The sequence below is a fragment of the Planococcus halocryophilus genome (assembly GCF_022489025.1).
GTDB classification, from domain to species: domain Bacteria; phylum Bacillota; class Bacilli; order Bacillales_A; family Planococcaceae; genus Planococcus; species Planococcus halocryophilus_A.
This window is the reverse complement of sequence record NZ_JAKVTG010000003.1, coordinates 228,212-248,998: the sequence shown is the minus strand read 5'-3', so window position 1 is coordinate 248,998 and position 20,787 is coordinate 228,212. Positions and strand designations below refer to the sequence as shown.

Genomic DNA, 20,787 nt, shown 5'->3' with positions numbered 1-20,787 from the left:
GTCGAAAAAACACAGAAAAAAGCCGATTTTCCATCGGGGAAGAGGAAAATCGGCTTTCTTGACCATTAGCGGGTACCAAGCGCTAACGGCTATATAGGGAATGGACTTATTACCCGATAAGTTGCTTGGCAAGTCCCAATTGATGATGTACTTGTTCAAAACCTGTGCCACCCAGTGAGTTTCTACGCTCTACTGCTGTTTTCGGCATTAAGGTGTTGTAGATGTCTTCATAGATCAGTGAACTTGCTTGCTTGAGATCAGCAAGCGGCAAGTCTTTTAAGAAATAACCGCGTTGAATGCATGTAAAAACTAGTTTCCCAGTAACATCATGTGCTTCACGGAACGGCATTCCTTTCGCAGCTAAGTAATCCGCTAATTCTGTAGCGTTTGAGAAATCTGAATGAACCGCTTTTTCCATGGAATCCGTGCGAACGGTCATGGTACGAATCATGCCTTCAAAAATTGGCAATGAGCCCATTAAGGTGTGAACCGTATCAAACATTCCTTCTTTGTCTTCTTGCATGTCTTTATTATAAGCAAGCGGCAAACCTTTTAACGTCGTCAATAAACCAAAAAGATTGCCGTAAACACGGCCAGTTTTGCCACGAATCAATTCCGCCATATCGGGATTTTTCTTCTGCGGCATAATACTTGATCCTGTAGAGAACGTATCATCTAACTCGATAAAACGGAATTCCTCACTTGACCAAAGAATAATTTCTTCCGCAAAACGTGACATGTGCATCATTAACATCGATGAATTGCTTAGAAATTCAAGGATGAAATCACGATCACTTACGGCATCCAAACTATTTTGGTAAACGTTTGAGAAACCGAGAAGCTCTGCCGACATTTCGCGGTCAATCGGAAAAGTTGTTCCCGACATCGCTCCCGCTCCAAGCGGTGAAATATCGATGCGTTTTAACGATTCTGTTAATCGTTCTTTATCGCGCTGCAACATCCAAAAATACGTCATCAAGTGATGACCAAAAGAAATTGGTTGTGCACGTTGAAGATGCGTATAACCTGGGACAATCGTTTCTACATGCGCTTCCGCTTGCGTGACGATTGCATCTTGGAAAGCCGTAACGGCATCAATAATTTCGCCAACACGATTTTTCAAATACAAATGCATATCTGTCGCTACTTGGTCATTCCGGCTTCTTGCTGTATGCAATTTACCGCCAACTGGACCTATTTCATCGATTAAATGTTTTTCTAAGTTTAAGTGGATGTCTTCATTTGATACGCTATACTCTAATTCCCCGTCTTGCGCTTTTTGTTTAAGCGTTTCAAGACCCGATAAAATAAGATTAGCATCGTCGTTAGAAAGAATCTGGCAAGCAGCCAGCATTTTAACATGCGCTGTGCTGCCTTCCAGATCCTCCATTACTAACTTTTGATCATAAGAAATTGAAGCACCAAATTCATCGACCCACTGTTCGGCCGATTTTTGAAAACGGCCGCCCCACAGTTTGGTCATGCTTTCACCTTCTCTTTCAACTCTTCAGGAACAGCTACTTCTTTTTTATTTACCATAGAGTTCACAACTGTCGGAAGACCCCATAGCTCAATAAAGCCTACTGCAGATGCATGATTGAATGTATCATCTGTCGAGTACGTAGCCAATTGCTCACTGTAAAGTGAATTTGCAGACTTACGTCCTTCGATAATGGCATGTCCTTTAAACAATTTCACACGCACAGTTCCATTAACAAACACTTGTGTTTCTTTTAAGAATGCTTCAAGTGCAACACGTAATGGAGAGAACCATAAACCTTCATAAATTAATTCAGTCAATTTTTTCTCGATTACTGGTTTGAAATGAGCCATTTCTTTAACCAAAGTAATATCTTCAAGCTCTTTATGCGCTGCGATTAATGTCATCGCTGCAGGAGCTTCGTAAACTTCACGAGATTTAATCCCTACTAAACGATTTTCAATATGGTCAATTCTACCGACACCATGTTTACCAGCGATTTCGTTTAACTCTAAAATCAATTTAGAGAATGAGTACGAAATACCGTTTAATTGAGTTGGTACACCGTTAACGAATTCGATTTCAACAATATCCGCTGTATCTGGTGTTGTTTCAAGAGAATTTGTAATGTCATAAGCTTCCTCTGGTGGAGTAGTCCACGGGTTCTCCAATACGCCACATTCGTTAGCACGTCCCCATAGATTTTGATCGATTGAAAACGGGCTATCCAAATTCACTGGGATTGGAATATTATGCAGTTTTGCATAAGCGATTTCTTCATCACGTGACCATCCCCATTGTCTAACTGGTGCTACAACTTCAAGATTCGGGTTTAACGACTTGATCGAAACTTCGAAACGTACTTGGTCATTGCCTTTTCCTGTGCAACCATGTGCTACAGCGCTTGAACCAGTAGCTTCTGCGATTTCAACCAATTTTTTCGAAATTAACGGACGAGATAATGCAGACACTAACGGATATTTTCCTTCATATAATGTATGAGCTTGCATTGAAATTAATGCATATTCATCCGCAAATTCGTCTCTTGCATCAATCATGTAACTTTCAACCGCCCCAACTTGAAGCGCTTTTTGTTTAATAAAATCTAAATCTTTTCCTTCCCCGATATCCAGGCACACAGCGACAACGTCGTAGCCTTCTTCTTTTAGCCACGGGATGGCCACCGATGTATCTAATCCACCTGAGTATGCGAGTACAATCTTTTTATTCAATATGAAAACCTCCAATGTATTTTTATGCAACGTTTGAAATGAATATACACATAATATCACGGATATTTAACAAGCGCAAGAGAAACGACTATAAATTTTCATAAAAAAAGCAGCCGCAGCTGCTTCTATGATTTATTCATTTTTTTCTCCACCAATTGTGTACTCATGTGTATCAAGGTCGATCCGAACTTCGGACATTTCGCCAGTTTCCATATTGCTGAATAAAAAGCCGATTTCATTATCACGAACAATTGGTTGCCCCATCATGATCAAGCGTGACATTTGTTCCGCGTTGATAAACGCTTCAAGTGCATCTGCTTGTTTAACAGCTTCCTCGTCTTTCAAAATAGTGATTGTTTCAGCTTCTCCTTGCATAGGAAACGATTCAGCTAGTGGACCGTTATAATCCAAGCTAACTTTCATTCCTGTACGAACATCTCGAATAACGCCTTCAGTAGTTTCAGCACCATCGCTAAGTTGGACTTCCACATCTTCTGGAATACTAAAGTAGATATTATTAACAAGAATGCTTTCTCCGCTAACTTGTGTGATAAATCCTTCTTCAGTCATACTTTTCTGTTCAACAGCCATTTCTGCTTTTTCCGCATCTTCTGTTTCATCTGGCCCCGCTGGTTCAGTTTCTTCATTTGAACACGCTGCAAGCAATAATGCACTCGCTAAAAATAAACCCCATTTTTTCAAAGCTACCCAATCCTTTTCTTGTATAGTCGTGGTGTACACATTATTCACTTAATTTTACCTGTTACTTGAACGGGTTGCAATTGAGAGCTTAACTTATGCTTTACTATAGTAGAAAATGCCATCGTCACCCATTCTTTCAACGATTAATCCATCTTCTAACAAGTAATCAATTTGACCAATCGTTTCAGATAACGTTAAGCCAAGCTCTTTTTCATATGCGTGTGCAAACAAGTCTTTTGTCAATTCATATACGGTTCGCTCTCTTTCACCAATTAATCCAAGCGCTTTCATAGCACGTTGATGTTGTTTCGCTAAACGCGTTGTAACTAACTCATGAACATTGCATACTTCTTCTCCGTGCCCGCTATAAATTACATCAACTGGCATCGTTAATAAGCGGCTGAGTGAGGCATTGTATTGAAGTAAAGATTTTGGTCGTCCTTCTGCTGGATCTAATGGTGGTTCAATCAGTGGATTAGAAGATACCTTTGCAATTACATGATCGCCACCAATCATTTCACCCGTTTCTTTGTTCCAAAAAGACAAATGACTTTGTGCATGTCCCAAAGTTTCAAGAACTTGCCAATCGGGATGTCCTGGTAAAACATCTCCTTCGTTAATCGTCATATCGAGTGGGCGGTTGCCCATTAAATTTAACGGCCGCTTCATCTTTTTGACCCAAAATTGCAAATCGCCTGGTACCCCTTCTTCTTTTAAACGTTCTAAGTAAAATGCATCATGATAATCAAAGAATTGTTGATCCCGGCGCAGCCATGGATCGTTATACGGATGTCCATATAGTTTTGCATTTTCAAAACCGTCAACCCACCCCGCATGGTCTGGATGATGATGCGTTAACACAACTTGTTCTACATCACCAGGTTCTGCTCCAAACTCTTTAAGTCCAGCCTTAATCGCAAGCCACGCTTCTGGCGTTTTCGGACCAGCATCGATTAGCGTCAGCACATCTCCTTTTATTAAATACGAATTAACGTCCCCTACAGCAAAAGGTGTAGGAATAATAATCTTATGTAAACTCATACTCTCAGCCCCTTAAAATGAATCACTATTCATCTATCATACATGGAAAATTACGCGCCGTCACTTCTTGATGTTATTTGACAAAGGCCCACTCTATCCTCTATAATTCAATAACATATGTGAGCGAAGATAAAGATTAGTACATAAAGTGAAGGTGTAAAGAGAGTGTTGCTTTAGCTGAAATGCGCACCCCCCTCTCCTTTGTGGAACCTACTTTTGAGCTGCCGTGAAAACACGGCCGTCTGTCCGCGTTATGGATATCGAGTTGTGTCTTTATGGCAAACTTAGGTGGTACCGCGGAAACAAAGCGTTTTCGTCCTTGTATAACAGGGACGAATGCGCTTTTTATTTTGAGGAAAGAGAGTGATTGATATGAAAATCGTTTGTGTAGGAGCCGGATCGATGGCTGAGTCTATGATTCATGGCTGGATTAATAAACGTATTATGAAACCAGAAGAAATTTCGGTGATGAACAAATCAGATCTTGATCGTCTGGAATTTTTAAGTGACGAGTACGGCGTGAATATTGTCTGCCAAGAGAAAACCGAATTAAAAGATGCGAATTTCATTTTGTTGGCAATGAAGCCAAAAGATGTAGAGGTTGCGCTTAATGGCATCAAAGACAAATTAACTGGCAACACCGTAATTTTATCGGTCGCAGCAGGTGTCTCGATTGAAACCATCCAAAAACATGTGGGTGATTTCCCAGTAGCTCGTGCAATGCCGAATACTTCTGCAAAAATCGGCAAATCGGCAACAGGTGTCGCATGGAGCAAACATGTCACACTTGATCAACAACATGAACTACGCAAGCTATTGTCTTCAATAGGCGGCGTAACAGTCGTTGCTGAAGAGCAATTGCATGCAGTAACAGGTGTCGCAGGAAGTGGACCTGCCTATATTTACTATTTTGCAGAAGCAATGACTGAAGCAGCGATCGCTAACGGTCTATCAAATGCGGACGCTAAAAAGTTGGTTCGCCAAACTTTTGCCGGCGCAGCTGAAATGTTGCAGCAAGAAGATTTTGCTGAGTTGCGTATAAAAGTTACAAGTCCAAATGGCACAACTGCGGCTGGCCTCGATTCTTTAGCAGAAAACAACTTTAAAAACATCGTAGGAGAATGTGTGACGAAAGCTTCTGAACGCTCTAAAGAGCTTGGGAAAGAATTTAAATAAATCTTTCTGTATACTTTATAGTTGTATCTAACAAAAGGAGGACAGTTCATGGCTAAGTTATTTGAACCATTTACAATTAAAGAAACTACTTTTAAAAACCGTATTGTTATGGCACCAATGTGCATGTATCAAAGTGACCAAGAGGATGGGCAAGTAACCGACTGGCACCGCATTCACTACCCGACACGTGCAGTTGGAGGCGTCGGTCTAATAATCACTGAAGCAACAGCTGTTCAACCACAAGGACGTATTTCATCGAGAGATCTTGGCATTTGGGACGACACTCACATTGAAGGTCAATCCGAAATTGTTCGTTTAATGAAACAAAGCGGGGCAAAAACAGGAATTCAATTGGCTCATGCCGGTAGAAAAGCTACGGTTGATGGGGACATCTATTCAGCAAGTGCGCTCGCTTTTGATGACAGCTATAAATTACCGAAAGAAATGTCTTCTGATGATATTGAAGAAACGATAGAAGCTTTTAAACTTGGGGCAATTCGCGCAAAAAAAGCTGGCTTTGATGTTATTGAACTTCACGGTGCACATGGCTATTTACTAAACCAGTTTTTGTCTCCTTTAACAAACCACCGGACAGATGAATATGGTGGCAGCGCTGAAAACCGCTACCGCTTATTGAGAAAAGTGATTGATGAGGTAAATACAGTTTGGGATGGTCCATTATTTGTCCGTATCTCTGCTCATGACTATAGTGAAGGCGGTATGACTGCCGATCAGTATGTAGAAATGTGTCAATGGATGAAACAGCAAGGCGTCGACTTGGTTGATGTTAGCTCAGGGGCTGTCGTACCTGCACGCATTCCTGTATTCCCTGGCTATCAAGTGGCTTTTGCTGAAACCATTAAAAAAGATACACCGATCGCAACAGGTGCAGTTGGCTTAATCACTAGCCCATTGCATGCAGAAGAAATTCTTCAAAATGAACGCGCTGATATGGTCTTTCTAGCCCGCGAACTGCTTCGCGACCCTTATTGGGCATATACAGCAGCAAAACAGCTAAACGTTGAAATAACAGCTCCAGAGCCGTATAAGCGTGGTTGGCTATAAGGCAGTTGCAAAATGCTTCAGATTTAGTATACTTAAGGTAACGCAAAAAAACCGAATGCTTTCGCATTCGGCCAGCTGTATGCCGCTACGAGAGCGGTTGGCTGGAATATAGGCTTAAAAAGTAACCGTCATTCCACGCCACATGGGACGGTTATTTTTTTTTGTTTATGACCAAAATCATGGAAACGACAAGTGTCAAGGCGCTAATCGTTAATCCGATACTCGTAAAAACGAGACCGAATGATTCTGCAATGGTCATGTTACCACCCCCTCTCCCTCGGGAATGGCCAAACCGCCCTCATACAGCTGTAACTTTATTTTATCACAAAACGAACGTATGTTCTATTATTTCCAAAAATATTTTTAGAATTACCCAAAAAAAGCCATCTATTAAAGACGGCTTCCTTGTTTTTTCCTTATTATTTTCTCTTGTTGTTGCCATTCAAATTCAGCAAAATCATGCGCAATAAATCCACGTGGATGTTGCTCTTTCATTTGTTTTAATAAAAACTTCTCATCTTCAGGTAAAAAACGAGCACTAATATGATTCATGATTAATGTATTAGCTCCTGCTAATCGAGCAGTTTCAGCTGCATCATAAACAGTTGAATGACCATATTCTGCAGCCATTTTTTTAGCAGTTGCATCAAATGTCGCTTCGTGCACTAACACATCTGCTCCAAGACCTAATTCTACTGCTGCTTTACAGAAACGAGTATCGCCTAAAATAGTAACGACAAATCCGGGTTGTTCAGGTTCTGTAACGTCGCCACTTCGTACCCACTGACCAGTTGAAAGTTCTATGTCTTCTCCTGTTTTTAACTTTGCCAATAACGGACCTTTAGGCACACCAAGAGAAAGAGCTTTATTAATAAGCAGTTTTGGTGGTAATGGTTTTTGCGTAATTCGAAAACCATAGGATGGAATAACATGATCTAAAAGACGCGTTTCGACTGTCATCAATTCGTCTTCAAATATCATTCCTTCAGATAGTTCGTGGTAAATAATCGGATAAGTTAAATGAGTTCGGCTAAGTGTTAACGTCATTTGGACGTACTCTTTAATGCCTTTAGGTCCATAAATCTCAAGTGGTTCTTCTCCTGCTTGAAATGAACGAGATCCGAGCAAACCAGGCAAACCAAAAATATGATCGCCGTGCAAATGCGTAATAAAGATTTTTTCAATTTTTCGCGGTTTTACTGTAGTACGAAGAATTTGATGCTGTGTTGCTTCTCCACAGTCGAACAACCAAACAGTTCCCCGTTCTTCTAGCAACTTCAGTACAAGTGCGGAAGTGTTTCGTTGTTTTGAAGGCATTCCCGCTCCAGTACCTAGAAATAACAATTGCATACTTTCCCTACTTTCTGTCGTGATCGTCCAAAAAATCTTTACTAAAACTTGTTTTTGAATCGTAGTTGGTTTTTTTAATTTTGGTTCCTCGCGTCAAAACGCTTTTTCCAAATCGACTTTCAAGTTTAGCCATCAAATTCAGAATTGGCTCTTCTTTTACATGTTCTTGAAAATTAAAGATTGATAATTGTTCGGTCAAATCGCCTTTACTTGCCACGTTCGATACCGTCACACCTATCAGTCGCAAAGCTTCACCATTCCAATGTTTAGTAAACAATTGCCATGCCGTTCGTTGAATATCTTCAGCTTTCCAAACGGTATTATTTAATGTAACGCTACGTGTTCTGTTTTTCCAATCCGAACTACGCGTTTGAATACTAACGGTGGAACCGGCCAATTCTTTTGCTTCTAATCGATTGGCCACTTTCTCACTAAGCTGACGAAATAATGCTTTTAAACTTTGTTCATCCGTTTCATCTATTGGCAACGTTGTTGACGTCCCAACACTTTTAGTATCGTAAATGGAATCCGGATCTACTGGACGGTCGTCAATTCCGTTTGCTCGCTCTCGTAGTCGCAGACCGTTTTTTCCCATTTTTTCTTTAATCAAACCTTCGTTCGCAGTTGCTAACTCACCAATTGTTTCAATTTTTATGCTCTTTAAGCGTGCTGCCGTACTGTCACCAATACCGTGCATCTCTATTACTGATTTCGGCCACAACAATACCTGAATGCTTCGCTTTCGCAAAACAGTAATGCCCATCGGTTTTTTCATGTCAGATGCTGTTTTCGCTAAAAACTTGTTCGGTGCAATGCCGATTGAGCAAGGCAAATCCAATTCAGCTAACAGGCGTTTTTGGATTTCATCAGCAATTTCCAGTGCATGACGCGTTTCAGTCAATTCGGTTACGTCGACATAGCCTTCATCAATAGACACCGGTTCCACCATATCCGTATATGTACGTAAAATTTCAAACATCGCTTTTGAGGCTGCTCGGTATCGTTCAAAGTTAGGGGGCAGTAGCAACAGTTCTGGTAATTTCCGTTTCGCTTCATGGACTTGCATCGTCGTATAAATGCCATGCGCTCTTGCTTCGTAAGAGCATGTTACGATAATCCCTTTTCTTTCTTTCGGATTTCCCGCAATGGCAATCGCTTTTCCTTTTAACTCTGGATTATGCGACTGTTCAACAGAAGCATAAAAACTATTCATATCAATATGAAAAATCACTCTGCTGGCCATAGAACTGTCTCTCATTTCCTTTTCTTTAAGTGTATCAAAAAAAGAGTGAACATACATCCTGATGGGTGCCATTTCTTATCGCAAAAGTAAAAAGAAGAATCGATTAAAACCCAGAAAGCATTCTGGATTCTCCACTTTTTTTAAAAAAAAGAACTTAATTTATTTGTTGTCGTTTTAATTAAAGAGGTGAAGCAATGAAGAAGTTTTTACTCATTAGTTTAAGTGGATTCTTAATTATTTCAGGATTATTAGGATACGGAATTTATTGGGCCTTTTTTGATATGCAAAGATTGCCAGAAGGGCGTTTTCTAACGGAAGCCGTTTCGCCAGATGGCGACTACACAGTTCGAGCCTATGTTACGGATGGCGGAGGTGCAACTGTCGCTTTTTCGGTTCGAGCTGAGTTGGTTTTTAATGACGAAGATAAAAGAAAGAAAAATATTTACTGGGCATATAGAGAAGAAACAGCTACCATCAATTGGATCGACAATAACACTGTAGAAATTAATGGCCGTCATTTAAATGTTCCATCTGAAAAATACGATTTTAGAAATAACTAACACATAAAAAAGCGTATTGAAAAAATCCTTATCAAAGATTCTTCATCAATAACGCTTTTTGTGTGTTAATCTCCTGAACTTTGTTCTACTGTTTCAAACATTCTTGAAAACGCCTGTTGGATATTTTCTTCATTCTTTTCATCATTGTATAAACCGTACCGTACGGTTCTTTGTTCATTATAAGAAGTTTGCAAGAAGCTAGTCGCATAGTAATCATGATCAGGAATTTCTTTTGCATCTTCATAACTTAAAGCCGCATCCGTAAAAGGATATGCACCTTTGTTATTTCCAATGAAAAAGAAAGGTTTGTGTGTTTCTGTATAAATTGACGCGTACTGACTTTCAGCAGCGTTTAACAGGTTTTCTTCCATAACAAAAACAGCATCATACTTTCTTAACTCTTTTTTATTAAACTCCTCAAATGTAATTTCCTGAAAATCCACTTGCTCTTCTTTAACTTCTGGTGCTTTTCCTAATACTGCAATGCTTAAAGCTTTTCCATCATACTGCTCAAATTCTGGTTTTGGCGAACATCCAACTATCAAGAAAACTAAGCTTGCCAACAAAAGGAATCGTCTAATTATATTCATAAACACTTTCCACTCCTTAATTTGTAAATTCTTCTTTTTCTTTATAGTTTTTAAAATCTCAATAGAGTAATAAAAAACCAACAAATCAATTTACAATTTGTTGGTTTTTTGTAGTTTAACGATAGAAAAGAAACCCATTATATACATCCTGTTCTTCTCTTCCGTCATCACTTTACTATTTACTTATGTGTGGATTCTTTAACAATTTCAACCAATAATTCGGTTAATTTTTCAAGTTCTTCGATTGGCATACGTTCATTTTTAGTATGAATTTCTTCATATCCAACACAAAGGTTAACAGTCGGAATGCCAAAACCATTGAATATGTTTGCATCACTGCCTCCACCACTCGTCAAAACTGGAGACGGGCGTCCAATTTTAGCGGCAGCTTTTTGTGCAATTTCTACAACAGGGTCCATATCATCAAAATGGAAACCTGGGTACATTAATTGGACTTTTGTTTCTGCACGTCCGCCAAGATTTTCAGCAACTTGTTCAAAAACTGATTCCATGTGAATCGTTTGTGCGGCTAATTTGTCTTCGCTAATTGAACGGGCTTCCGATAGAATACGGACTTCATCACAAACAATGTTAGTAGCTCCGCCCCCTTCAAAATGTCCAATATTAGCAGTCGTTTCTTCATCGATACGCCCTAACGTCATTTTAGCAATGGCTTTTGCAGCAATACTGATGGCTGAAATGCCTTTTTCAGGCGCAACACCCGCATGAGCTGTTTTACCATAAATGGTTGTCCATAGTTTCGCTTGGTTCGGTGCAGCAGTCACAATTCCACCTACTTTGCCATCGCTATCTACAGCATAGCCGTATTTGGCAATCATCAGTGAAGAGTCTAGTTCTTTTGCTCCAACTAGCCCACTTTCTTCTCCAGCAGTGATAACCAATTGAATATCACCATGCGGAATTTCTTGCTCTTGAAGCACACGAATCATTTCAAACAAAGCAGCAATTCCAGCTTTATCATCTGCCCCTAAAATAGTTGTTCCATCCGAATAGACATAGCCATCACGAATTTCAGGTTTAACACCTACACCTGGCGTTACTGTATCCATATGAACCGTAAAGTAGATAGCCGGAACTTCGCTCAAATTTCCACGTAACGTAGCAATAATATTCCCTGCACCGTGACCAGTTACTGTAGCGGATTCGTCAATAACGACATGAAAACCCATTGCTTCTAATTTAGTTTGTAATATTGCAGAAATCGGACCTTCATGTTTTGTTTCTGAGTCAATTTGAACCAGTTCCAAAAATTCATTTATCAATCGTTCGTTATTCATCCAAAACACTCCTTCTATATCTTACAGGGGCATATTGCCATGTTTTTTTGCTGGTCGTGTATCTTTTTTATTGCGCATCATTTCTAATGCTTGGATCAATTTAATACGTGTTTCGCGTGGGTCGATCACGTCATCAACCATACCACGAGCCGCAGCTACATATGGATTTGCGAATTTCACACGGTATTCTTCAATTTTCGCTGCGCGCGTTTCTTCTGGGTTTTCGCTTGCGGCAATTTCACGAGCAAAAATGATGTTGGCAGCTCCATTTGGTCCCATAACGGCAATTTCAGCATTTGGCCATGAATAAACCAAATCAGCTCCAATAGATTTAGAGTTTAATGCTACATAAGCACCGCCATAAGCTTTTCGTAAGATGACCGTCATTTTAGGAACTGTTGCTTCTGAATAAGCATACAAAATCTTCGCCCCGTGACGAATAATCCCACCATGTTCTTGTTTAATACCAGGGAAGAAACCAGTAACGTCCTCAAATGTGATCAAGGGGATGTTGAACGAATCACAGAAACGGATAAAGCGCGCTGCTTTATCAGATGAATCGATATCAAGTCCACCGGCCATCACTTTTGGCTGGTTACAAACTAATCCAACGGTTTCGCCTTTAATGCGAGCGAGCCCAATAACGATATTGCGCGCAAATTCTGGTTGCACTTCCATAAAGCTATCTTTGTCTACGACTTGGTCGACTACTTTACGGACATCATAAGGACGAATTGCTTCAAAAGGCACAACATCTGCTAAATCTGGACGGTAGTCGTCTTCTTCTCCCTCTTCAAGGCGAGGCGGCATTTCCGTATTATTTTGTGGCAAGTAGCTGATCAATTGACGAACCATTTCAAGCACTTTTTGTTCCGAATCACCACGGAAGTGTGCATTTCCGCTAATTGCTGTATGTACTCTTGATCCCCCAAGATCTTCAGAAGATATTTTTTCGCCAGTAACTGTTTCAATGACTTTAGGTCCGGTAATAAACATTTGACTCGTTTTATCAACCATAAAGACAAAATCTGTAATTGCTGGTGAATAAACCGCTCCACCTGCAGAAGGTCCCATAATTACAGAGATTTGCGGAATAACGCCTGAATAAATCGAGTTACGATAGAAAATTTGACCATAGCCATCAAGAGATAACACACCCTCTTGAATACGTGCGCCACCTGAATCGTTTAAGCCGATAAACGGTGCACCATTCCGGGCTGCTAAATCCATGACATTGGCAATTTTCTTCGCATGCATTTCACCTAAAGCTCCACCAAACACAGTGAAGTCTTGAGAAAACAAGTAAATCGGTCGACCATTTACTTTCCCGTACCCTGTGACAACACCTTCACCTGGACCTTTTGCCATTCCAAAGTCTGTAGTGCGATGTTCTACAAATGGACTTAGTTCTACAAATGATCCCTCGTCTAGCAATAAATCGATGCGTTCACGTGCTGTTAGTTTGCCTTTTTCATGTTGCTTGTCGATGCGATCTTCGCCACCGCCAAGTTCAATCTCACGTTTACGATCATATAACTCATTTATTCGTTCGTAAATATCCATTTTCCCCACTCCTAATCACTCTTTTTCACAAAGTTCGTACAATACCCCGTTTGATGATTTTGGATGCAAAAAGGCGACCATCGCTCCGCCTGCTCCAGGTTTCGGCTTGTCGTTTAATAGCTGTACGCCTTTTTCACGCAGTTCTTCCATTCGTTCTTCGATACCAACGACTCCAAAAGCAATATGGTGAATGCCTTCACCTTTTTTCTCTAAAAATTTGAAGATAGCGCTTTCTTCAGCCATTGGTTCGAGCAGCTCTAATTTGACGTTGCCAGCATCAATAAATGCCACACGTACGTTTTGAGATTCTACTTCCTCAATTTTCATAAGCGGGAGGCCGAGTGTCTCCGTGTAATAAGGAAGGACAGCATTCAAATCCCGTACAGCAATTCCGATATGATCTACTTTTTTCATCCTAATTTCACTTCCTTTTTTGACTTCTCTCTTATTGTACAGATTCACCGCCAAAAACTCTAGTTGTTAGTGAATATTCGGAAACCTGTAGCGTGTCTCTTCAATTTTCAGTAGATCTATGATATGATTTGCTCAATAGATTTGATTGATAAAGGAGTTTATCACTAATGAGAAACGCTGCATTCCGTAAGTTTATTGTTTATGCGATGATTGGTATTATGCTGTTATCAAGCTTTATGTTTGGCTTGAGCTTTGTACTTTAATATGTAAAAAAGGACATTCCGAAGCTTTCGGAATGTCCTTTTTTAGTTTGTAACGGCTGCTTCCGCTTTTCTTTGTCTAGACTCCAGCAGCCAGATTCTCGGGGTCATAAGTTTCCCCGACAACGTGGCAAAAAACGCCACTTCGTCGGTGCCCCTTATGCCTGTCGAATCTAAACGGCTGCTTCCGCTTTTCTTGTGTCCAGACTCCAGTGCCTAGCTCCTCGGGTCATAAGTCAACCCAGCTACGTGGCAAGAGCGCCACTACGCCGGTCCGCCTTATGCCTGTCAAAGCTAAACAGGCACTTCCGCTTTTCTTGTATGAAACCCTTTGTAGGATTGTTTGATTTCCAAATAGGCTTCCATTTCGTGAATGACTTGGTATAACTCGGCCATTGCTAGGAATTTTTCGTGGCTATTCGGCAGTGGCAGCTCGGCAAAGTTTTCTTTTACTTTATCCAGCTTTGAAATATATCGATAAGCGGTATTTCCGGAGTGTACATGTTCCGATAAATCTTCTAAAAAATCAGCAACCAAGTCAGTTTGGTCTACAATGACCGGCAAAGCTGTAATTTTCGGTAAGATGCGTTCAATAATTTCAAGTTGCTGTTCACGCATTTCAAAATAATGATAGTATTTGTTTTCATGACGCGTAATGTGATTTTCAACGTCTTGATAGGCAAGTGCTTTTGCCTTTTCTAATAACTTTCTCGCATCCATCAACTCTTTGCCGCTCCACAACGATTCTCTTTCACGTAAGTAAACGGCAATTTCACGAAAAATTGAGGCGTATAACCCTTCAATTTCATAGCGATAATTTTCCAGCTTTTTCTCAATACTCGGCATATACATATTGACTGCTAATGCTGTACCAAAACCAACCATCATTAACGCTATTTCATTAGTTAACAAGTCGAAACTTAGATTTTTGGCATCATAAATATGCATCAAAATAACTGAACTTGAGACGAAGCCATCTTGAAATCGCAAAGTAACCAATAACGGGATAAAGAGAACAATGAGGACACCTATGATAATCGGGTGATATGCAATTCCTTCAAAAAAGATGAGCGCAAAAACAATGCCGATTAAACTAGCAATAAAACGAGAAAACGCCGCACGAATCGACTTTTTTTTCGTTGGTTGAATGCAAAGAATCGTCAAAATTCCGGCAGATACATAATAATCAAGTTGCAACAATTGCGCTAAATAAATAGCAATTGCTACGCCTAACGCGGTTTTCATTGTGCGATACCCAATTGAATATGGCTTTAAATTCAATTTCATTGTCTCCTCCAATTATTGACATGAAAAAAATGCCTCCATAAGAGGCATTCCTTCTTAAACTTCGTCGCAATGCTGTTCGAATATCGATTGAATATGCGTAATAACAGACATTGGATCATGACCTTCAATTTCGTGACGGCCAATTTCATCAACCATTTTCCCGTCTTTTAAGAAAACGAAAGATGGCGAAGATGGCAAGTGATCATCCCCAAAAATCGCACGCGCTTGTGCAGTTGCTTCTTTATCTTGTCCGGCAAAAACCGTAAACAAGTTATCTGGGCGTTTATCGTAATGAATCGAATGCAATGCAGCTGGACGAGCGATACCACCGGCACACCCACATACTGAGTTAATCATAACAAGGCTAGTTCCTTCTTTAGATAAAGCTTTGTTCACATCTTCAGCTGTTTCCAACTGTGTATATCCACCATCAATCAATTCCTGGCGCGCTTGTGTTGCTATATCGTTCATCAGGAAGTTAAAATCCATGCTCATCAAATACCACTCCTTATTATTACTTTCTTAATCATAGCAGGTGTTTAACGGACTTGCAAAAAAGCCTACTCAAAAAGTCGCACAATCGCTTGAGCTACCGTCAATTCATCATCGAGCACTTGCTTTTCCAGTACTTTGACCAATTCCCTGCGACTGGCATCGTCGAAAAAGCGGCTATGAAGTTCGTCTGTAATCATCGAACGGAACCAATCTTTTGTTTGTTCTTGGCGGCGTTTTTTCCAATATCCGCTGTCTTTCACCGCTGTTTCAAACTCTTGAATCATTTGCCAAACATTTGGAATACCGGTACTTTCAAGAGAAGAAGCGGCAATTGGCTTAGTAGTCCAACTTTCTGTCGCAGGTTGCAGAAAATGCAGCATTTGTTTATATTCAGCAACTGTCTTTTTCGCCAAACGCGCATTTTCCCCGTCAGCTTTATGAACAACAATTGCATCTGCTAATTCTAATATTCCTTTTTTCATGCCTTGCAGTTCGTCTCCAGCTCCTGTTAAAACGAGCAACAAGAACATATCGACCATTCCGCGAACCAAAGTTTCACTTTGACCGACACCTACTGTTTCCACCAGAATAATATCATATCCTGCCGCTTCACATAATAACATCGTTTCACGCGTCTTCTTATGCACTCCACCGAGCGTACCAGCAGTTGGAGAAGGTCGGATAAAGGCTTTCGGATTGCGTGCGAGCTGTTCCATACGGGTTTTGTCACCCAGTATACTGCCACCTGTCAGTGAAGAACTTGGGTCAATTGCTAGTACTGCTACGCGATGTCCAAGACTGGTTAACATTTCACCAAAGGTTTCGATAAACGTACTTTTCCCCGCTCCCGGAACACCTGTAATGCCAAGGCGTAAACTATTACCCGTGTCAGGTAACAATTGATTTAATAGTTCTTGGCCATTTTGTTTATGTTCAGGATTTGAACTTTCCAGTAAGGTAATCGCTTTTCCAAGATACAAACGCGATCCACTTTTAACCCCTTGCGCAATTTCTTGAATATCCAGTTTACCGGAATCGGGTTTTCTAAACTTTTTCCGTGGCAAAGTTTTCATGCCATCATGCGTTTCATGAACACCTTCCATTATACGCCTGGAGTTTTTTTCGTGGCTCATCAGTCTGCCACTTCCTCATAACCAAGTTGCACATAAATTTCTTCAATTACTTTTTGTGCAGCTACTGGAATTACCGTACCTGGACCAAAGATAGCACTCGCACCGTTATTACGTAAAAACTCGTAATCTTGTGCAGGAATAACTCCACCAACAACAATCAGTATATCTTCACGACCAATTTTCGCGAGTTCTGCTTTCAAGTCTGGCACTAGCGTCATGTGACCCGCCGCAAGCGAACTCACGCCAATAACGTGCACATCATTTTCCACTGCTTGTTGAGCTGTTTCTGCAGGTGTTTGGAACAACGGGCCGATATCCACGTCAAAGCCCAAGTCGGCAAACGCAGTCGCAATTACTTTCGCACCACGGTCATGACCATCTTGACCCATTTTAGCGATCAAAATACGTGGCCGACGTCCTTCATTTTCAATAAAATCTTCTGTCATTTCTTTAACGATTTCCATTTCTTGCTGGTTAGAGAAATTCGAACTATAAACACCACTCACTGAACGAATCACCGCCTTATGTCTTCCAGATGCTTTTTCGATGGCATCGGAAATTTCACCAAGAGATGCTCGGTGACGTGCTGCTTCAATGGCACAAGCCAAAATATTGTCTTCTCCACTTTGTGCCGCTTGCGTTAGTTTTTCTAGCGACGCCGCTACTTTTTCACCATCGCGATTTGCTTTCATGCGGTCTAGTCGCTCAATTTGCGTTTTACGAACCATCGTATTATCAATATTTAAAATATCGATTGGATCTTCTTGATCTAGACGGTAACGGTTAACACCGATAATAGTTTCTTCATTCGAATCGATTTGCGCTTGTTTCTTCGCTGCAGCTTCTTCGATACGCATTTTCGGCAAGCCGGTTTCAATCGCTTTTGCCATGCCGCCGAGTTCTTCAACTTCTTCTATCAGTTCCCACGCTTTTTCTACTAATTCTTTTGTTAGGGATTCAACATAATACGATCCACCCCAAGGGTCAATGACATTTGTCATCATTGTTTCTTCTTGAAGGAATAATTGCGTATTACGTGCAATTCGTGCAGAAAAATCTGTTGGCAATGCAATCGCTTCGTCAAGTGCATTGGTATGAAGTGATTGTGTATGACCCATGGCCGCTGCGTTTGCTTCAATTAACGTACGCGTAACGTTATTAAACGGATCTTGCTCTGTTAAACTCCAGCCCGATGTTTGAGAATGCGTTCGCAAAGCTAATGCTTTATCATTTTTCGGATTAAACGTCTTCATCATTTTCGACCAAATTTCACGTCCTGCTCGCATTTTCGCGACTTCCATAAAATAGTTCATTCCGATGCCCCAGAAAAACGACAGACGTGGTGCAAAATGATCGATATCTATCCCTGCTTCAAGGCCAGTTCGAACGTATTCAAGACCATCTGCAAGCGTATAAGCTAACTCAAGGTCAGCTGTCGCTCCAGCTTCTTGGATATGGTAACCAGAAATTGAAATCGAGTTGAATTTCGGCATGTGGTTGGATGTGTATTTAAAAATATCCGCGATAATTTGCATCGACATGGCTGGTGGATAAATATAAGTATTGCGCACCATATATTCTTTTAAGATATCGTTTTGAATTGTTCCTGCTAATTTATCAGGAGAAATACCTTGTTCTTCAGCTGCAACGATAAAAAACGCCATAATCGGCACAACTGCCCCATTCATTGTCATGGAAACAGACATTTGGTCTAACGGAATGCCATCAAACAATATTTTCATGTCTTCCACGCTATCAATCGCAACGCCAGCTTTCCCCACATCTCCTACTACTCGTTCATGATCTGAGTCATAGCCCCTATGCGTTGCTAAGTCAAAAGCCACTGACAATCCCTTTTGTCCCATCGCTAAATTACGGCGGTAGAAAGCATTACTTTCTTCTGCCGTTGAAAATCCAGCATATTGGCGCACTGTCCACGGACGTGATACGTACATTGTCGGATAAGGCCCACGTAAATTAGGCGCAAATCCTGGCATACTTTCTTCCAGAAATTCAATATCGTCTTTTGTATAAATTTGCTTAATATCGATGCCTTCGTTTGTAGTAAAAGCATTTTGGTGTTCAATTGTTTTAGCCGCAACGGCTAAATCATCTAACGTTATTTTGGAAAAATCGGGCTTAGTCATTATTGCGCCTCCTTTCCTAAAGCAAGAATTTTCTCAAGCTTGGAAGTGATGTGTTTACCAGAATAAATCGTGTCTTTAATCCCGTATTGTTGCCATTGTGCTAATTGTTCTTTCGAATACTTACCGGCAAGATCAATGCTTGTTTGAGTATTTAACGCTGGAACTACACTAGCAATCACTTCTTTCGACCCGCAAAGTATTGCATAATCCAAACTTTCAGTATCTAGAAACTGATTGATTTGTTCAGCTGTCTGTAGGTATCCACTCACACTCGCTCTAATTCCGCCAACCGCAAGAAAGCCAGATACAAAATCAACTTGAGCTTTAATATCTTTTAGTGGTTCCATTAAAATAATTGCTGATTTCAAGTTTGTCACTTTGCTTTTCGCACGAAGCTTTTCAAAAGGTATAGCTAAGCGTTTAGCTGTCATGTATTCTATGTGACTGTCATCTGTTTTAACATTTCTAACGGCTTCTTGTGGATTCGCATAAATATTCGTACCAATAAGCGATTGCTTGCGTGTTGCTACATTTTGTTCTCGCTCGATCCATTTTGCTTGAATATCATCTGTCAGCCATCCAGATTTAATAGCTTCAGAATAGCCGCCAATATTTTCAATCTCCAAGAAATAATTCCATGCCGCTTCAACATATTCTTTCGTTAATGTTTCGATAAAATAAGAACCTGCAGAAGGGTCTATCACATGTGATACATGAGCTTCTTCTTTAATCACTAGCTGCACATTTCGAGCAATACGACGGCTTGATAAATCAGACTCTGTCAAGAAATCATGCGGATGAACGGTATGCGCATCTGTACCACCAAGAACTGCCGCGAAGGTTGAATTTCCTGCCCGCAGTAAATTGACATACGGGTCAAGCTTTGAATAAGAACGAACTGACGTTTCTGTAAATACAGGAATCGTTGGCGTTTCATCCCCGTATGCAGAACAGAAGGCTTGCCACAATACACGGAATGCGCGTAATTTAGCAATTTCTTGGAAAAATTGTGTATCAACCGCAAATCGTATCCATGTATTTTTAGCACTTTCAGTAAAGTCAACATCGACCATTTGTTCTGACAAAATACTGAGTGCGACTCCTAGTTCATGTACCGCCGTTCCTCCAGCGTGATGTATAGGAATCGTATCCACTAATTGTGTCCGTACGTTTTCCGGCGCGTTAACTGGTTCTTCAGAAAAGATGACACCTTGTAATTGTGATTGTTTTTCTGGAGCGATAAAATCAAAAACCCGTAAAACATCTTGATCATCTCCCGACAATTTAAAGTACAGCGGGTACTCAACAAGCAGTTGGGCCAATTCATTTAATTGTTCGTCTGTCCATTCAAATTTACGGAAACCAGAATAAACGACAGTTTCATTTCCACGCAAAAGATCGTCTTTCATTAAGGTTAAATATTCTTCCGCTGAGTCTGCTGTTACTTCTTGAGACACAAGCCAACTCGGTTGATGCTTGCCATGTTGTATAGCTGCTACTTGAGCAGGTACATAGCTCCCAAATCGATCGAGCATGTCTTTTGTATATAAAGGTTCAAGTGTGACATCTTCAATTGTAGGCGTTTTCAAAGTTTCTTCAAAAGGCTTTCCTTTAATTGCTTTTTCAGCTGCTTGTTGCCATTCACTATATGTATGAGTTGGAAATTTTGTGTTTTTCATCGATTCGATTGTCAAACTATTCCCTCCTTAAAGGCTATCTAGTTTCATTTTACCCGACTAGGCGCAGACATT

General features: G+C 40.5%; 19 protein-coding genes. 4 read left to right on the top strand and 15 right to left on the bottom strand.

Annotated elements, in window-relative coordinates; all coding sequences use genetic code 11:
- Positions 1 to 109: 109 nt before the first annotated feature.
- The 4 genes from argH to MLE13_RS05880 all read right to left on the bottom strand — a co-directional run bounded on the left by argH (position 110) and on the right by MLE13_RS05880 (position 4,455).
- Positions 110 to 1,483 carry an argininosuccinate lyase gene (gene argH, locus MLE13_RS05895; RefSeq protein ID WP_240748554.1) on the bottom strand — a complete coding sequence of 458 codons (1,374 nt, stop codon included), beginning with the start codon at positions 1,481 to 1,483 and terminating at the stop codon, positions 110 to 112.
- Positions 1,480 to 2,715 (bottom strand): argininosuccinate synthase, encoded by a 1,236-nt coding sequence (locus tag MLE13_RS05890; RefSeq protein WP_240748665.1) that lies wholly within the window; start codon positions 2,713 to 2,715, stop codon positions 1,480 to 1,482. Before MLE13_RS05890 ends, argH begins: the two co-directional genes overlap by 4 nt.
- Before the next feature lie 129 nt (positions 2,716 to 2,844).
- Positions 2,845 to 3,462, bottom strand: coding sequence for a DUF3221 domain-containing protein (locus MLE13_RS05885; RefSeq protein WP_240748552.1), 618 nt, complete (start codon positions 3,460 to 3,462; stop codon positions 2,845 to 2,847).
- 45 nt (positions 3,463 to 3,507) lie between these two features.
- Entirely contained in the window at positions 3,508 to 4,455 is a 948-nt protein-coding gene (locus MLE13_RS05880) for an MBL fold metallo-hydrolase (RefSeq protein ID WP_240748550.1), read from the bottom strand.
- Positions 4,456 to 4,827: 372 nt separating this feature from the next.
- Between MLE13_RS05880 and proC the strand changes: the two genes are divergently transcribed.
- Both proC and namA read left to right on the top strand, forming a co-directional pair.
- On the top strand, positions 4,828 to 5,631 hold the full coding sequence (gene proC / locus MLE13_RS05875; RefSeq protein WP_276323850.1) for a pyrroline-5-carboxylate reductase: 804 nt from the start codon (positions 4,828 to 4,830) through the stop codon (positions 5,629 to 5,631).
- A gap of 48 nt (positions 5,632 to 5,679) precedes the next feature.
- Positions 5,680 to 6,696: an NADPH dehydrogenase NamA gene (gene namA, locus MLE13_RS05870; RefSeq protein ID WP_240748548.1), complete on the top strand. Its 1,017-nt coding sequence runs from the start codon at positions 5,680 to 5,682 to the stop codon at positions 6,694 to 6,696.
- A 390-nt stretch (positions 6,697 to 7,086) separates the two neighbouring features.
- Here the strand turns inward: namA and rnz are convergent, their stop codons facing one another.
- Positions 7,087 to 8,046 (bottom strand): ribonuclease Z, encoded by a 960-nt coding sequence (gene rnz, locus MLE13_RS05865; protein WP_240748547.1) that lies wholly within the window; start codon positions 8,044 to 8,046, stop codon positions 7,087 to 7,089.
- Between the two features lie 7 nt (positions 8,047 to 8,053).
- Entirely contained in the window at positions 8,054 to 9,289 is a 1,236-nt protein-coding gene (locus MLE13_RS05860; RefSeq protein ID WP_240748546.1) for a DNA polymerase IV, read from the bottom strand.
- A gap of 194 nt (positions 9,290 to 9,483) precedes the next feature.
- Between MLE13_RS05860 and MLE13_RS05855 the strand changes: the two genes are divergently transcribed.
- Positions 9,484 to 9,849 carry a DUF5412 domain-containing protein gene (locus tag MLE13_RS05855; protein WP_240748544.1) on the top strand — a complete coding sequence of 122 codons (366 nt, stop codon included), beginning with the start codon at positions 9,484 to 9,486 and terminating at the stop codon, positions 9,847 to 9,849.
- Between the two features lie 65 nt (positions 9,850 to 9,914).
- Here MLE13_RS05855 and MLE13_RS05850 read toward each other — a convergent pair whose 3' ends face one another.
- From MLE13_RS05850 to mce, 4 genes are all read right to left on the bottom strand, one after another.
- The gene (locus tag MLE13_RS05850; RefSeq protein WP_240748542.1) at positions 9,915 to 10,445 is read right to left on the bottom strand and encodes a hypothetical protein; all 531 of its coding nucleotides are present in this window, start codon (positions 10,443 to 10,445) and stop codon (positions 9,915 to 9,917) included.
- 173 nt (positions 10,446 to 10,618) lie between these two features.
- Positions 10,619 to 11,737: a M20/M25/M40 family metallo-hydrolase gene (locus MLE13_RS05845; protein WP_240748540.1), complete on the bottom strand. Its 1,119-nt coding sequence runs from the start codon at positions 11,735 to 11,737 to the stop codon at positions 10,619 to 10,621.
- Between the two features lie 21 nt (positions 11,738 to 11,758).
- Positions 11,759 to 13,300 carry an acyl-CoA carboxylase subunit beta gene (locus tag MLE13_RS05840; RefSeq protein WP_240748538.1) on the bottom strand — a complete coding sequence of 514 codons (1,542 nt, stop codon included), beginning with the start codon at positions 13,298 to 13,300 and terminating at the stop codon, positions 11,759 to 11,761.
- Between the two features lie 15 nt (positions 13,301 to 13,315).
- Positions 13,316 to 13,714 carry a methylmalonyl-CoA epimerase gene (gene mce, locus MLE13_RS05835; RefSeq protein ID WP_240748536.1) on the bottom strand — a complete coding sequence of 133 codons (399 nt, stop codon included), beginning with the start codon at positions 13,712 to 13,714 and terminating at the stop codon, positions 13,316 to 13,318.
- A gap of 167 nt (positions 13,715 to 13,881) precedes the next feature.
- Here mce and prli42 point away from each other — a divergent pair, with 167 nt between their 5' ends.
- The gene (prli42, locus tag MLE13_RS05830; protein ID WP_155800335.1) at positions 13,882 to 13,977 is read left to right on the top strand and encodes a stressosome-associated protein Prli42; all 96 of its coding nucleotides are present in this window, start codon (positions 13,882 to 13,884) and stop codon (positions 13,975 to 13,977) included.
- Positions 13,978 to 14,268: 291 nt separating this feature from the next.
- On the opposite strand, the gene MLE13_RS05825 is transcribed toward prli42, so the two are convergent.
- The 5 genes from MLE13_RS05825 to MLE13_RS05805 form a co-directional block, all read right to left on the bottom strand.
- On the bottom strand, positions 14,269 to 15,261 hold the full coding sequence (locus MLE13_RS05825) for an aromatic acid exporter family protein (protein WP_065527941.1): 993 nt from the start codon (positions 15,259 to 15,261) through the stop codon (positions 14,269 to 14,271).
- A 54-nt stretch (positions 15,262 to 15,315) separates the two neighbouring features.
- Positions 15,316 to 15,756: a BrxA/BrxB family bacilliredoxin gene (locus MLE13_RS05820; RefSeq protein ID WP_240748534.1), complete on the bottom strand. Its 441-nt coding sequence runs from the start codon at positions 15,754 to 15,756 to the stop codon at positions 15,316 to 15,318.
- A 65-nt stretch (positions 15,757 to 15,821) separates the two neighbouring features.
- Positions 15,822 to 16,889: a methylmalonyl Co-A mutase-associated GTPase MeaB gene (meaB, locus tag MLE13_RS05815; protein ID WP_240748532.1), complete on the bottom strand. Its 1,068-nt coding sequence runs from the start codon at positions 16,887 to 16,889 to the stop codon at positions 15,822 to 15,824.
- Complete coding sequence (scpA, locus tag MLE13_RS05810) at positions 16,889 to 19,036, bottom strand: methylmalonyl-CoA mutase (RefSeq protein WP_240748530.1); 2,148 nt, start codon at positions 19,034 to 19,036, stop codon at positions 16,889 to 16,891. The genes meaB and scpA overlap by 1 nt, the downstream gene beginning before the upstream one ends.
- Complete coding sequence (locus tag MLE13_RS05805; protein WP_240748528.1) at positions 19,036 to 20,730, bottom strand: methylmalonyl-CoA mutase family protein; 1,695 nt, start codon at positions 20,728 to 20,730, stop codon at positions 19,036 to 19,038. The genes scpA and MLE13_RS05805 overlap by 1 nt, the downstream gene beginning before the upstream one ends.
- Positions 20,731 to 20,787 lie beyond the last annotated feature (57 nt).